This is a genomic window from Candidatus Brocadiia bacterium (assembly GCA_041658285.1).
GTDB lineage: Bacteria > Planctomycetota > MHYJ01 > JACQXL01 > JACQXL01 > JBBAAP01.
Map to the genome: position 1 here is coordinate 125108 of JBBAAP010000001.1, position 15268 is coordinate 140375.

General features: G+C 45.2%; 15 protein-coding genes. 6 read left to right on the forward strand and 9 right to left on the reverse strand.

From position 1 onward, the window contains the following. Window positions 1–3: 3 nt before the first annotated feature. Together alr and larB are read left to right on the forward strand one after the other, a co-directional pair. Window positions 4–1146: an alanine racemase gene (alr, locus tag WC980_00555; protein ID MFA5793547.1), complete on the forward strand. Its 1143-nt coding sequence runs from the start codon at window positions 4–6 to the stop codon at window positions 1144–1146. After that, window positions 1143–1817, forward strand: a complete 675-nt coding sequence (gene larB / locus WC980_00560; GenBank protein MFA5793548.1) for a nickel pincer cofactor biosynthesis protein LarB — start codon at window positions 1143–1145, stop codon at window positions 1815–1817. Before alr ends, larB begins: the two co-directional genes overlap by 4 nt. A 173-nt stretch (window positions 1818–1990) precedes the next feature. Here larB and WC980_00565 read toward each other — a convergent pair whose 3' ends face one another. The 9 genes from WC980_00565 to WC980_00605 all read right to left on the reverse strand — a co-directional run bounded on the left by WC980_00565 (window position 1991) and on the right by WC980_00605 (window position 11530). Next, window positions 1991–2662 carry a hypothetical protein gene (locus WC980_00565; GenBank protein ID MFA5793549.1) on the reverse strand — a complete coding sequence of 224 codons (672 nt, stop codon included), beginning with the start codon at window positions 2660–2662 and terminating at the stop codon, window positions 1991–1993. Window positions 2663–2733: 71 nt separating this feature from the next. Beyond that, the gene (locus tag WC980_00570) at window positions 2734–3582 is read right to left on the reverse strand and encodes a hypothetical protein (protein ID MFA5793550.1); all 849 of its coding nucleotides are present in this window, start codon (window positions 3580–3582) and stop codon (window positions 2734–2736) included. A 145-nt stretch (window positions 3583–3727) separates the two neighbouring features. Beyond that, entirely contained in the window at window positions 3728–4210 is a 483-nt protein-coding gene (locus tag WC980_00575; GenBank protein ID MFA5793551.1) for a zf-HC2 domain-containing protein, read from the reverse strand. Window positions 4211–4271: 61 nt separating this feature from the next. Next, window positions 4272–4838: a sigma-70 family RNA polymerase sigma factor gene (locus tag WC980_00580; GenBank protein MFA5793552.1), complete on the reverse strand. Its 567-nt coding sequence runs from the start codon at window positions 4836–4838 to the stop codon at window positions 4272–4274. Window positions 4839–4841: 3 nt separating this feature from the next. Beyond that, complete coding sequence (nadB, locus tag WC980_00585) at window positions 4842–6491, reverse strand: L-aspartate oxidase (protein ID MFA5793553.1); 1650 nt, start codon at window positions 6489–6491, stop codon at window positions 4842–4844. A 100-nt stretch (window positions 6492–6591) separates the two neighbouring features. After that, window positions 6592–8283, reverse strand: coding sequence for an ATPase, T2SS/T4P/T4SS family (locus tag WC980_00590; GenBank protein ID MFA5793554.1), 1692 nt, complete (start codon window positions 8281–8283; stop codon window positions 6592–6594). A 14-nt stretch (window positions 8284–8297) separates the two neighbouring features. Then, entirely contained in the window at window positions 8298–10007 is a 1710-nt protein-coding gene (locus WC980_00595) for a hypothetical protein (GenBank protein MFA5793555.1), read from the reverse strand. 81 nt (window positions 10008–10088) lie between these two features. Next, entirely contained in the window at window positions 10089–10997 is a 909-nt protein-coding gene (locus WC980_00600; protein ID MFA5793556.1) for an STAS domain-containing protein, read from the reverse strand. Window positions 10998–11311: 314 nt separating this feature from the next. After that, window positions 11312–11530, reverse strand: a complete 219-nt coding sequence (locus WC980_00605) for a hypothetical protein (protein MFA5793557.1) — start codon at window positions 11528–11530, stop codon at window positions 11312–11314. On the opposite strand from WC980_00605, the gene WC980_00610 reads away from it, so the two are divergent. From WC980_00610 to WC980_00625, 4 genes are read left to right on the forward strand one after another with little or no spacing between them, the layout of a single operon-like run. Further along, entirely contained in the window at window positions 11529–12764 is a 1236-nt protein-coding gene (locus WC980_00610; GenBank protein MFA5793558.1) for a hypothetical protein, read from the forward strand. The two genes, WC980_00605 and WC980_00610, sit on opposite strands and share 2 nt — an antisense overlap. Before the next feature lie 50 nt (window positions 12765–12814). Further along, a complete protein-coding gene (locus WC980_00615) occupies window positions 12815–13849 on the forward strand; it encodes a metal ABC transporter substrate-binding protein (protein MFA5793559.1) in 1035 nt (344 codons plus the stop codon). A 20-nt stretch (window positions 13850–13869) separates the two neighbouring features. Beyond that, window positions 13870–14700, forward strand: coding sequence for a metal ABC transporter permease (locus WC980_00620; protein MFA5793560.1), 831 nt, complete (start codon window positions 13870–13872; stop codon window positions 14698–14700). A gap of 57 nt (window positions 14701–14757) precedes the next feature. Continuing rightward, window positions 14758–15123 (forward strand): NifB/NifX family molybdenum-iron cluster-binding protein, encoded by a 366-nt coding sequence (locus WC980_00625; protein MFA5793561.1) that lies wholly within the window; start codon window positions 14758–14760, stop codon window positions 15121–15123. Window positions 15124–15268: the final 145 nt, after the last annotated feature.

The following is a 15268-nucleotide window of genomic DNA, read 5'->3' on the forward strand; positions in this document are numbered from 1 at the left end:
CTGATGAAAAAATACCGGGTATGGGCCGAGATTAATCTAAAAAGACTGGCCGGTAATGTTAAGGAATTACGCTCAAAGCTGGGAAACGGCAGCAGCAAAAAAGGCCCTCAAATACTGGTGGTCGTGAAAGCCGATGCCTACGGTCATGGAGCGGTCCCGATAGGTAAAACAGTCCTGGAAAACGGGGCATTAATGCTGGGGGTCGGCGATTCAACTGAAGCAATTGAGCTCAGACAGGCCGGAATACTTGAGCCAATACTTGTTTTGGGTGCTATTATAGAAGAAGAAATCGGATGGCTTATCAGCTATGATATCACCCCAACAATTCACTCAATGGATTTAGTGTCTTTATTAAACGAAGAAGGCAAGCGACAGAATAAAAAAGTTAAGGTCCATCTAAAAATAGATACAGGCATGAGCCGGCTGGGTGCTACACCAAAACACGCGCTAGAAATAAGTAAACGCATTATCAGCCTGCCTTACGTAGAACTCGAAGGTATTTCTTCACATTTTTCTTCAACCGCGCATTCTGATAATAAGGAGTTCAGCATCCAGCAAATAAAGCTCTTTAACCAAACAGTTCAGGAGTTGGAGAAAATCATCAATAAAACAGTCCCATTTAAGCATATGGCTAATACCGGCGCAATATTTAGCCATCCGGATTCATATAATAACCTGGTTAGGATAGGCGGAATGATTTATGGAGTCGACCCGGGAACCGTCGCCAAAGCGGGCGGCGTGTTCCATCCTATTATGTCATTAAAATCACAGATTACTTTCATTAAAATAGTACCCCCAGGAACGCCGGTTGGTTACAACAGAACTTACGTAACCAACAAGCGCACGAAAATAGCAACGATACCGGTCGGTTATAACGACGGTTATCCCTACCAACTTTCAAATAAAGGATACGTGCTGGTAAAAGGCCAGAAAGCCAATATTATCGGGACAGTAACAATGGACTATATCATGATTGATGTTACCAATATCGCCGATGTCAAAGCCGGCGATGAGGTCGTATTAATCGGTAAACAAGGCGACGGACAAATATCTACCGAAGAATTAGCCCGCCTGGTAAGCATATCCCCTTACGTAATAACCTGCGGCCTGGGAAAAAGGGTCAGAAGAGTTTACCTCACACAATGAAAAAGCTGCCATATAAAAAACTAGGGTTCGCTACAATTGATACCGAGCGAGAGCACCGCTGCGGTTTTCCTGAGGTAATATTTTGCGCCAGTAAAACCCCGCAGGAAACTGCACAAATAGCCCGTGAGATTTTACGACACAGCAAATGTTTGCTGGCCACCAGAGCCGATGCCAAAACATTCAAAACGGTTAAAATAGCCTGCAAGGATGCTGTTTACTATGCTAAAGCAAAGATAATAACTGTCGATCGGCGGCATAATAAACCTTCCCTCAAGCCGGGCATTCTTATAATAACCGCCGGCACATCGGATATACCCGTAGCCGAGGAAGCCAGAATTACAGCTGAGATGTTGGGACATAAAGCAGAAGTACTTTACGACGTCGGAGTCGCCGGAATACACCGGGTATTAGCACATAATAATCTACTGAAACAAGCTCGAGTTCTTATAGTCGTGGCCGGAATGGAAGGAGCTTTGGCCAGCGTAGTAGGCGGATTGGTTAAAAGACCGGTTATAGCCGTACCGACAAGCATAGGCTATGGCGCTCATTTCGGAGGAATAACCCCCTTGCTAGGCATGCTTAACTCATGTGCGGCCGGGGTTTCAGTCGTTAATATAGATAATGGCTTCGGCGCAGGTTATATTGCATCTCTGATAAATTCTTTATCCTAATAGAATTCAAGCCAATAAAAAAGGGGGATATAATATCCCCCCTTAACATTACTCTGGCAGTTGTGCGTTGTGTTCGCGGAGCGGCATCCCGCCGCAGCGGGAGAGCAAAGCGGCTTATCTGCCAAGTATAGTCGGTTGCAACTTCACAGGCAACCGAACTTATTAATACCTGTTTACCAGCCTAAATCGTCTTCTTCCTCCTCGCCCGTCATGATTTTTATTCTTCTATCAATTATTTTATCCTTGTTAGCCTTTCGTTTCTTCATCTTTTCTTTAAGTTTATTAACCTCTTCTTCAAGCTTCTTAATCTCCGTTTCTCTCTGTGATTCTTTCAGCTCGAATATCTTATCAAGCGCCTGCTTCATTTCGCTTTTTATCGTTTCCTTCTCCTGTGGAGTCTGGCTTTCCCGGTATTTTTTGGACAGCTCACGGACAGACCGCTCCATGGTCTGTTCATTTATTACCTGCTGATAACGAGCCGGGTCACGTTCTTTTAGTTCTTTCAGCTTAATAAGCCTCTGGCTCGCCTCGTGAAGAACACGCATGAACAATTCAGGATTTTCCCGTTCCAAACGCTGGAGTTTCTCTAATCTCTCAGGGTCAAATTCCCTCAAGAATGCATATATTTCTTCCCTATTAATCTCAGGTTCCTCAACAGGTTTCCGTTCACGCTGCATTGGACGCTGTCTCATACCACCCTCCGGGTTACCCGGACCCATTTTATTACCGGCATTATTCATCGGTCTAGGCGGCTTGTCCTCTGCCATACTGCTAATAACAGTAGAAACTGCCAAGGTTATTAAAGCCGCAACAGATATAATTCCTATAAACCACCTTTTGTTCATCTTAACCTCCCTGCATAATAACATGGCAAGCAGCGAGAGATAAAACCCCTCGCTGCTCACCGATTTATATATTATTTATTCTTTTCCTTATCTTTGTTTTCTTCACCCTGGCCTTTACCCTGTCCGGCATCGTCACGGCCTTCACCCTGACCATAATCACGAACGCCTTCATTAGAACGGTCTTTTTCTACATTCTCTTTGCTAGGCTTTTCGATGACGGGTTTATCGGTCTTGTTACCCTCAGAACCTTTACCCTGACCCACGCCATCACGCCCTTCGCCTTTTCCTTGATCACGAACACCCTGATTACCCTTTTCACCCTTCTTAACCGGTGTTACAGTCTGACGTTTGTCACCACCTCTAGGCCTTCTGATGGCACCACACCGGCATGTCGGACAATGCTTCACAAAAGAACCATCTGTCTTATTTGTAGAACTAATGGGTGAAACATCTGTTCCATCGCCAGATCCAGTATCATTCCTTCTATCACGAATGTCTTCACGCCTATCTTTTCTATCTTCGCGCCTATCGCGAATATTCTCACGGCGGTCTTTCTTCTCTTCACGTTTGTCGCGAATATCTTCTCTGCTATCTTTCCGATCTTCTTTCCTATCACGAATATCCTCTTTTTTATCTTTTCTATCCTGTATTTTATCCGTGGTTTTCTTGTCATTCCCCTGACCGGAATTACCATCACCAATCTGGTCTACTTTACCGCTGTTGCTATCATCTTTGTTATCGCCTTTCCCTGAGCCCCACCACTGGGTATCGTTCTGCTGTTTCTTTTCCCCGCTGGACGGCCTTTCTGTCTTAGCCTTCATCTTCTCCTGAACTTTATTGCCCTCGGCATATGACTTATCAACCCCCATCATTACCAGTAACCCTATCATAACTAAAACCACTATCCATCTTGTCCTCATACCTTTTTCCTCCTTTACCAGATTCAGCATTCTGTAATCAGATTCCTGACCATCGGCTTCATACTGGCTTTATAATAACTGTTATTTGTTGTATTTAATATTATATCACTCTTGGAAATAATTAGCGGCCCCTCCCTTCCTTATGTTAAAAACCAACCAAGTCTGCTTCTATTTCTTTATCTAATTCTTTAATCTTATTATTTATCTCATCAACGGAATTATCCATACTCTGAGCCGGCGAAGACGATAGATTCCATAAAAAAACCTCGGTCCTATCGTTGATTTCGGCTATTTCCGCCTCAATATTATTCAATTCCTCCAACTTAACAGAATCCATCACTGTTAACTTAGGATTGGATATGTATAAATGCATAATTAGCGCCAAGCATACAAAACCGGCAGCCACGGCGCCCCACCGGAATATTATCTGGCCATAACTACGACGTGTAATTATTAGCTTAGGCGGTTCATATGAAGGTAAATTGTTCAGTCTGCCTACTACTTTCTTACAATCGGCTAATTCGGACCGGCATTCACCGCATATTTCCAGATGAGATTCAAATGCGGCTTTCTCGCCCATTGAAAGCTCATTATACAGATACTGAACTATTTTCTCACATCCACTCATTAGCGCCTCCATTCATTATCCGATATATATAACGTATTACTCTTTATAATTATTGTATGGATTAAATATTTTTAAGATTCTTTCTTAAAGTCTTTAAGGCGTAGTGCATCCTGCTTATAACAGTATTAAGAGGGCATTTTACGATTTCGGATATCTCTTGAAATGTCAGCCCGGAATATATCTTAAGCAACACCACCTCTTTTTGCTCTTCAGGCAGTCGCGCCAGTAACTCTTCCGTTTCCAGGTTAACTTCAAAGTTAACTTCTTTATCATAACCTGTTAACCGTGTTTTTATTTCAGCCTCAAAAGATCGGGCTCTTTGCCTATGCCTAAAATAGTCATTGCAAAGGTTTGTGGCTATCTGATATAGCCACTGCCTAAAACTACCGGCTCGTTCCGGCTTAAATTTATCAATATTCTCTACGACCTTAAGAGACAACTCCTGAATTAATTCATTAGCAATACTGAAGTCATTAGTCCGGCGACAAATGAAATTATAGATGCTTTTCTTATGTCTAACCAATAACTCCTCAAGCGCGCTACCGCGTCCTTTGCGGTACTTGAGCAGTAATTCTATATCGTCATCTTGTCTGGCTAAAAATGCATTATGGTTTTCCGGATCAGGCATAAATTATAGAGATTGTTTCAAGGAAATTGTTATATGCCTTTTAAACACCTGTTTTGTAGAAGGAAAATCACTGCGGTAATGAGCTCCACGTGATTCGGTGCGTTTCAAAGCCGATAAGACAATAAGCCGCGCCAAGGTAAGCATATTCTGCAACTCCCACCCATCCATCGCTATAAATTCGTTCTCCATAACATAACCAGCCCAATATTCTATTCTTTTGAGGGACTGTTCCAAATCCTGAGCATTACGTTCAAGACCAACATTATGCCACATCAAGCTCTTGAGAGCATTGCGCACATCCGCCAAGTTGATGCGATTCCGCTTAAAGCGGTGTTCCACTAACGCTTCGTTAAACACTTGATTACTATGCTGTTGATATTTTATTGAGGATAAATTAAGTTTCTGATGAACAGATTCCATACCCGCGTTTCTACCTACCGTATAGCCCATCACTAACCCTTCCAGAAGTGAATTACTGCCCAAACGATTTGCACCGTGAAATCCGCAACAAGCACACTCTCCAGCTGCAAACAAATTTTTTACATTAGTCTTTCCGTTGATATCGGTTACAATGCCCCCTATCATATAATGAGCACTGGGCCTAACCGGTATCATATCTTTGCTTATATCTATATCAAACCTGCGGCAAAGCTCAGTTAAGCCAGGGAAACGGGCCTTGATTTTCTTATTCGGAGAATGCGTTAAATCTAAGTATATATTAGTGTCCTTAGTTAATTTCATCTGGTTAATTATGCTTCTGGCCACCACATCACGCGGAGCCAGTTCGGCTTTAGGGTGATAGTCAGGCATAAATCGATACCCGTATTTATCCCGTAACAAAGCCCCTTCTCCCCGAACAGCCTCAGATATAAGCACACGCGATGCGCCGGCCACGTAAAACGCGGTCGGATGGAACTGGACAAACTCCATATCCTGTAAAATACACCCGGCCCGGTATGCCATAGCCATCCCATCACCGGTAGCAATATCAGGGTTGGTAGTCTCTCGGTAGAGCTGGCCTGCTCCGCCCGTTGCCAGAATTACTTGTTTGGCTCGTATGGTCAGAAGCTCGCAAGACTTGGCAAGTACTACAGCCCCGAAGCAAATATCTCGATTATTTTCCGTTAACAGATCTATAGAAAAGCAATGTTCCATTATTTTGATACGCTTATTATTTATAGATTTATTAATAAGTGCCTGAAGTAAATTTTTACCAGTCGCGTCACCACCGGAATGAATGATTCGAGGATAAGAATGTCCACCTTCCTGAGCCCAATCCAGCTTATCGCCCTTTTTATCAAAATGCATACCCCAATCTGACAGTTCTCTTACTAGGTTGACGCCCTTATTGATTATGTATTTAACTATACGAGCATCGGACAAATTATGTCCTGAAACTAATGTATCATTTATGTGCGACTTGATTAAATCCGGCCTGTCAATATGCGAAGCAACCCCACCCTGGGCATAGTACGTATTGGTTTCCTGTAACTTATCCTTAGTTAATACTGTCACACTTCCGTAATGAGAAGCTTCAATAGCCGCCCGTAAACCGGCCACACCGCTTCCGATAACCAGAACATCAGTTGTTATGGAAGGCTCTTTAGCCGTGTCAAAGGTAATAAGATAGTTTCTTTTAAATACCATACTCATAAGTCAATTTGTATTGAGAATAAGTCATTAATACTGTAAACTGTTATTGTCAATAAAAAGGAATACAACTGAGTGCAGTATTATTTGGATTGTTTGAATTTTATATCGTTTCGCTGATAGCTTCCTCAACCGAAACAATTCCTTGAGCAACCTTTTCAAAAGCGTTTTCCCGAAGTGTCTTAACACCTGAATCCCTAACATTCTGTTTTATTTCATTAAAAGGAGCCGCCGTAGATATGAGCGTCCTGATTGTATCGGTTATGGGCATAAGCTGAACCGCCCCGATACGACCTTTCATCCCGGTATTATGGCATTTATTACAACCGACCGCCTTAAAAAGCTGAGTAGGTTTTGTTTCCAGTCCGCGGAAATAAGGCATTATTTCATCGGGTACCGGCGTCGGCTCTTTGCAAGATTCGCACAGCTTTCTCATCAGCCGTTGAGCCAGAATCATCTGCAATGCCGATGCGACCATGTAAGGCTCTCCACCCATATCCGAAAGTCTGACCAGTGTGCTCGGTGCGTCGTTAGTATGTAAAGTGCTCAAAACCAAATGTCCCGTTAAAGCTGATTTGATAGCAATATCCAGCGTTTCCTTATCCCTTATTTCGCCGACCATAATTATATCCGGATCCTGACGCAGTATTGACCTTAACGCATTGGCAAATGTAAGACCAATATCTGAATTAACCGGCACCTGATTTATCCGGTTCAACTCATATTCAACCGGCTCTTCAACAGTGACAATGTTCATAGTCGGATCGTTAAGGAAGTTTAATGCCGCGTAAAGAGTGCTGGTCTTGCCGCTGCCCGTAGGACCGGTAACCAAGTTCAATCCATAAGGCAATTTAATGCACTCCGCGAATTTATTGAGAGTAAACTCATCAAATCCTAAACTCTCCAGCTTCATCTTAAGCATACCTCGATCAAGTATCCTCATAACTATTTTTTCCCCGTGACTTAACGGCAGAGTAGAAACCCTGAGATCAATAGCCCTGTTCTCAAATACTATTTTAATACGACCGTCCTGTGGTAGCCGGTGCTCGGAGATATCCATTTTAGACATTATCTTAATCCTTGAGATTAACGATGCCTGAATAGATTTAGGTAAACTCTCTTCCTCAATCAACGAGCCGTCTATTCGGTATCTCACACCGATAAGTTTCTCGCGCGGTTCGATATGAATATCGCTCGCTCCCTGCCGAACAGCCGTAGCAATGATGTGGTTAGCCAGTCTGATAATCGGTGTTTCATCAATGGTTACTTTTCCACTCCCCTTGCTTACATCTATTTGATCCTCGTGTTTTTTAATATCGACTTCTTTATTCCCGTCTTTAACAATCGTTTCCAATGATATCTGCTTGCCGTAATACTGGTTAATGGCATCATCTATTTCCTTTTCCTTGGCCATCACCGGCAGAACTTCAGTATTAGTTCTCAGGGCAATATCATCTATGGCTACAATATTCAACGGGTCAGCCATAGCCACCGTCAGTAATTTCCCGACCAACGATATTGGTATCAGCTTGTACTGGCGGCATTTTTCCTCCGGAATAACATCAACAATCTCCTTATCAATATTGTAATCCTGAAGTAAAAGATATGTAAATCCGTAGTGTTTGACAATAGCGTCGACAATCTGGTTTTCGGTCAGGTACCCTAAATCAATAATGGCTTCCTGTAAAGATGACTTTTTAACTATCTGCCGGTCATTAGCCGCAACCAACTGCTCCTTTATCAGCAATCCTTCTTCAATCAATGCCTGTCCTAGCTTTTTATCTGAAAATGCCATATTCTCTGATTCTTCTATAAAAGCCGGTAGAAATTAAACTCTTCCTCAGGCATAACCTCCGCTTTGACAATCTTATCGCGTTGGAACTGCTGCTCCAAATCACCCGAATCATCGCCTAACATCAACCTAACCGCTTCGGCAAATTGCTCATCACTCATGACAATTAATTCCGATCCTGGAAATATTTCACCCATGGCAGTTACCGGTTCTTCTTCTAAAACTTCGGTAATCCCTGATTCCCCGTTAGCGTTAACGGGGCTTTCAACTACCTGTAACTGTTCTTCTTCCTGAGGAATATCCGGTAATCCCGGCTCAACTGCGTTGGGCGGCTCTGATGCTTCAACGGATTCAACAACAACCTCCTCTGATTCCGGCTCAGTAACATGCTCAGGAGCTGCCTCTGCAACAACCTCTTCCACTGAAGTAGAGACTTCAGATTCTATTACCGAGACTTCTTCCTGAATTACCTGAGCTTCCGCACTCGACTCGGGAACAATTTCCTGTTCAGGATTAACCGTTTCCGGCGCTGCTTCAGATACAGCTTCAACATTATCCGGAACAACATCCTCAATTATCTGCTCCGATTCAACTATTGCCGGTGCGTCTTCGCTTATCAATTCTGGTTCCAGTTGCTGAACTACTTCCGACACCACTTCTGTTTCCTCAGGTACAACTTCCGGCTCAACTGCGGCGACCTCAGGTATTAATTCAGCAGTAGGCTCTTCAACCGGTGTGGATACTTCTGCTACCGCCGGCTCTTCGGGTTTAGGTAACTGAACCTCTTTAATAGGAGCATCAACTTTAACCGGCTGTTTTGATAATTTTGGAGATTTCTGCCCCTTTATCTCAGGCGGCTTCGGAAACGCTAATTCCTCAATCGTTATGCCTGCGACCTTAACTTGTTCAGTAATCTTTTTATCAGCTTCATTAGGCTTATTAACCGGAGGCTTAGGAAATGACAATTCAGATACAGATATCCCCGTGCTGCCCGGCTGAGACAGGGACTCAGCTTTCACTGGAGCCGGTTTCGATTCTGGAGCTTCAGTCAACTCCAAAACATTTATTTCCTTGGCGACTACCGGAATCGGCGTCTCTATTTTTTCACCAGGGTCAAGCACAATCTTGGTAGTAATAGCCACTTCACCATAAAGCGTTTTTATCGCATCCTTGATTTCAGTCAGCTTACAAATAATCGCCTTTATCTCGCACCCGGTCAATAGTTTAAGTTCATCTATAGCTTTAGTATTCTGAGGATTAACCATTCCAACTGTCAATACCTTACCCATTTTATTGATAGGCAATAACAGGTTACGCCTAACCATATCCTCGGGCACTAGCCTTAACACTTCTCTGGGAATACTGTATTTGCTAATCTTTATGTAAGGTATACGGAACTGGCGTGAAAGCACGGACACCAGGTCATCCTCGGTTATCATTTTCTCGTCAATCATTATCTCGCCGAGAAACTTGCCTGTTTTAGAATTAGCCTGTATTTCCAGCGCCTTCTGAAGATTTTCCTGTGTTGTTATATTATATCTAAGAAGTAACGAGCCTAACTTATCCTGTTTCCTATCCGAAGCAATGGAATAGGACGTTGGCTTGGATTTGGTATCAGGCGTCTTGTCTGGGGTAGGTGATAAATTAGCCGTCTTATCCGGCGCTTTCTGCTCAGAGCCATTCTTGTCTTTCTTACCCGATATCCAATCGAATAGCGCAAATATCATAGTTTATTAATTGTAACTATGACCTTAATTAAAGCAAGAAATATTATTATTCTAATGCGGCAATCAAGCAGTAAAATCGAACTATTCCTGGACTTTTAATAACTTGACTATATACCCGTTCGGGGTTAAAGGTATGAATTCAAGGGTATCGACCAGCTTTTGTATGTCTTTCCATTCCTTACTGTCTTCCAGTCCGTTCTTCTCAAAAGGCGAACGCTTTAAATCTACCAGCGCTACTGACAAATCATCCTTACCAGGCACCACCACCACGCGGTAATTCCGCTCCTTGGAGGTGTTCAGCTTGCTGGTAACCAATTTATAGGTTTTATCAATAGCCATTTCCATTCGGTCCCGCCCCTCTTTAGTAAAGTTCAACCACTGGGTCTGAGACCGGACCAGGCCTTTTATCCACTCCAGGCCATCCTCATCGCCCATAATCTTGGCTTCAATCATCTTCGGCCGGCGCGGGATGAAAGACTTAATCGCGCCGGTATCCTCGGCCGCGAAATAAGTGTGGCAATGCGGGCACCCGTACTTGCCCGGCTTGGCTATTTCAATCTGAGCCTGACATCCCGGGCACTTAAATTTAGCCGGAAAATTCCGCTGGTCCACCGGCCGGTAGCTGGCCTGCTGCTGGAAACGGTTGATGGCCTGCTGGTCCGAATTTATCACCTCAAAGATAGCATTGAGCCCAACCGTCCTAAAAATCGCCCAGATGTTGGGCGGTATATGGGTAATCTTGATGTCACCGCCCTTTTCCCGGCATTTCTGGACATAACGCATCAACGACCCCAGTCCGGAAGAACTTATATATGAAAGACCCGAAAGGTTAAACACCATCTGGTAGTAATTATTCTGAATGAATTTTCCCAGAGCCCCGTCAAATTCCGACATCGAGGAAGAATCAATCGAGCCGGAAATCTTGACCACCAGGCACTCGGAACCGTCGCCCAACTTAACGACTTGCTTACTAAATATTAATTGCGGCATAAAACTAGATTATATTATTATATCAGAGTGGTAAATTTGTCAAGTTAATTTTCTAAAATATAGTTAATTATTTCACTTGACTGATAACATAGTTTATCCTATGATACACTTATGAAAATCAGGGCTTTTGGTATTCTAATATTCTATTTCGTCATTACCATATCGTCCTCGTTTCATTATTGGGAAGTTACCAATCAAACGGATGGTTGCCCGGTCTGTAGAGACCAAACAACCAGCCCGGTACTTATTCAGACATGTTCACCTGATGCCCCTTGCAATAGTCAATCACACCACCATCATAATCACCCGGTTCATCAACATAATTGTTCATTGTGCAACCATATCGGTAAAATTACCGTCTTTGCGCCGGCGCAATACTGCTTGTACACGGCAGATCTGGCGTTAAGTGTAAACCTGCCTTCAACTGTTGCAATCACCTCTCCAATCTTCCAGGACTCCACCACACGCGCACCTCCGATATCCATTGCCTGATTCGAATTAGCCGCATTAACTATTAAAATCGGAGGTTTCATGAAGTACGTATTTATAAATGTTATTTATTTAATACTATTATCCAGACTGGCGTATGGGCAGGAAAATACATCGCAGTTTCTGCCGCGCCAGAGTATTAACCCGGATATTTCGGTGATAATGGACGGAGTTTATCAGTCATCCAATCCGAGGCATAACATTGGCAGTATCTTGCAGGACATACAAGGATTTCCAGTCCCGGTTGATTCTGAGGCAAAACCAATAGAGGGTTTTAACCCGCGGGAATCGGAATTGGTGTTTTCATCCAACATCGACCCCTACTTTTCAGGCTACCTGATTGCGTCTATGCAGAATGAAGGCGCCGGCATTGAGGAAGCGGTTATCCAGACCACCGCCTTGCCTTACGGACTAGAGGTCAAAGCCGGCAAACTCTTGAGTAATTTCGGGCGAATAAATTCCCAGCATGGCCATGCGTGGGATTTCATAGACCGGCCGCTTATTTATCAACTGGCGCTGGGCGAAGAAGGCCTTAATGACACCGGCATTCAGATATCGTATCTGGCGCCGACCTCGTTTTATCTGCTGGGCGGCATAGAGGCCTTCCAGGGAAATAACCCGCAGATGTTCGGTTATTACGGCGAAGCGCCCTTGCCGGACCGAACCGGGCCGCGGGTGCTGGTCGGCTGGCTGAAAACCGCGCCGGAATTGTCGCCCCAAAGCGCTATGCAACTCGGCGCATCTTTCGGACAAGGCGCCCATCAGGGAATACTGGATACCAATAACGACGGCACAACAGACAACTGGCTCAGCGGGAACAGCCGGTTCTGGGGTATGGACTGCGTCTATAAATACGACGCCCTCAAAGCATACGGCGAAGGCAAGTGGACAATCCAGGCAGAGTATTTCAGCCGTAAGCAAGATTTGGTCGTCAAAGAAGACGATATCACCAGTCTAACCAGCCAGCATAAGGTGAATTATCAGGACGGTTATTACCTGCAGGCAACCTATGGGTTTTTGCCCAGATGGCAGGCCGGATTAAGATGGGAACAAGCCGGCCTGATAAACAAGGTCAAAGAACCTGACGGCAGCGCGCTCTCGTTCGACCCGTCCCAGCGCACGGCTCTGGCAATGACCTATCGCCTGAGCGAGTTTTCTTATCTGCGACTCCAATTTGACAACGGCAAATACGAAACATCCGCGGGCAGTGAGAACGTCTCCCAGGTATTCCTGCAGATACAGGTATCGCTGGGCAAACACGGAGCGCATAAGTTCTGAACCACGGATGGACACAGATAAACACGGATAACACAGATTAAGGAGAAAATATGAAAAGATTAATTATTGCTTTGATGTTAATACTGGTACCAATGTTCGGTTGGGCTGAGGAAAAGAAACTCAATGTCCTGACCACCACCGCCGACTTAAAATCCATTACCCAGGGAATAGGCCGGGAATACCTTAACGTTACCAGCATCTGCGAAGGCTACCAGGACCCGCACTTTGCCGAGGCCAAGCCCAGTTTCATAGTTAACGCCCGCAAGGCCGACTTGTTCATTAAGATCGGACTGGAACTGGAAGTCGGTTACGAACCGCTGATAATCGAAGGCTCCCGTAACCCCAAAATCCGCCCGGGCAATGACGGCCACCTGGACGCGTCCGAAGGACTGCTTCTTATCGAGGTGCCGACCCAGAAAGTCGACCGCTCGATGGGTGATGTCCACCCATTCGGGAATCCCCATTACTGGCTTGACCCTTATAACGTCCGGCTGGTCGCCCGTAATATCAATAACCGCCTCCAAAAGCTTGACCCGGTTCATTCCGAAGCATATCAGAATAACTACCAAGCGTTCATCCGGCGGATTGACGAGACCATGTTCGGCCCGGACGCAGTCAAAGCCATAGCCGTTGATAAACTCTGGGAATCGGAACTATCCGGCAAGCTCGATGAACTCATAACCCAGACTAATACGTCAAGAACCGCTGACTCCCAATTAAAACTATCCGGCTGGGTTGCCAGGATGAGCCCGTTAAAAGGTTCTAAGATAATCGCCTTTCACCGCTCCTGGGGCTATTTCACCAATCGCTTTGGCCTGATAGTCGCCGGCGAGGTCGAACCCAAGCCCGGCATCCCGCCCGGACCCGGACATCTTAAAGACCTTATCCAGAAAACAAAAGCAGAAGATATAAAAGCTATCCTGATGGAATCGTTCTATGACCGCAAATCAGCCGACTTTGTCGCCGGCCAAACCGGAGCAAAGGTTCTTGTCGCCGCGCTCTCCGTCGGCGGCGATGAATCAGCCAAGGATTATATCTCGCTTATAGACAACCTAATTACCAAATTAACCGATGCGTTAAAATAATACGAACAGGAGTTACTGCTATGTTAGAAATGATACCGATTCTCCAGTGGGCGTTCTTGGCCTGTTTGGTCCTGGCCGGGATACATTGTTACCTAGGCATGCACGTGGTCAGCCGCGGGGTGATATTCGTAGACCTGGCCCTGGCCCAGGTGGCCGCCCTGGGCAGCGCCTTTGCCGTTTTGCTCGGCTATGAATTATGCGACCCGATGACCTTCGCGGTCTCGCTGGGCTTTACCTTTATCGGCGCGGCGGTCTTTGCCCTTATCCGAATGCGGGATGAAAAGGTTCCTCAGGAAGCCATTATCGGCATCGTCTTCGCCGTAACCTCGGCCATGACCATATTAATACTGGACCGCTCTCCGCACGGCGGCGAGGCCATTAAATCCATGCTGGTGGGCGGACTGCTCTACGTCACGCCGGAATCGGTGCTTAAAATATTCCTGATATATCTCGGCATCGGCATATTCCATTACATATTCCGCAAAAAATTCCTGCTGATTTCAACCAATGTAAAAGAAGCGTACGCCCAGGGCTTATCCGTGCGCTGGTGGGACTTCCTGTTTTATTTGACTTTCGGCATCGTCGTCACCATTTCGGTCCAGGTGGCCGGGGTCCTGCTGGTCTTCAGCTACTTTATCATCCCGGCCGTCTGCGCCATGTTCTTCACCGACAGCATTATCAAGCGCCTGGTCATCGGCTGGGTTATCGGGCTGGTGGTAAGCATTATCGGACTCTACTTTTCCGGCATCTGGGACCTGCCTTCCGGCGCCAGTATCGTCACGGTCTTTGGCATCGCCCTGATAATCTCGGCCCTGGTTCACCGGCTGATAATAACCACCCGGAATACTTGACAATAGCGCGCTATAAAGGACGATATAAGAAATATATGAGTTGGTAAAAGGAAGTATATGAAAATATGTATTCCGACAGAAACACAAGACGGCAAGTCAGCGCAAGTTTATGCGCACTTCGGTAGCGCGCCCTTTTTCACTATTTACGACACCGAGAAAGACGCTATTGAGGTCATCAAGAATGCTAATGAGCATCATTCGCATGGCATGTGCCAGCCTATAAGTGCATTAGCCGGCAAAAGCATCGATGTGGTGGTTTGCGGAGGAATGGGCGCCAGAGCTGTCCAGAAACTGAACGAAGGCGGAGTTAAAGCGTATAGATCCGTGCCGGGCACGGTTGCCGATATTGCTGGTCAATTCTCCAAGGGCAGTCTTGAGGAAATTACTATCGAGAACTCCTGTTCCCAGCATAATTGTCATTAGTTCATGGCAAGGCCTCAGCCAGACCTGCACTCATAGTGCACCGGCTGGATAATAACCACCCAAAATACTTGACAGATATCATAATAGTGCTACGATATTAGCAATCGTAATACTACGGAGCGTAAGCGGAGTCCCGATAATTTCG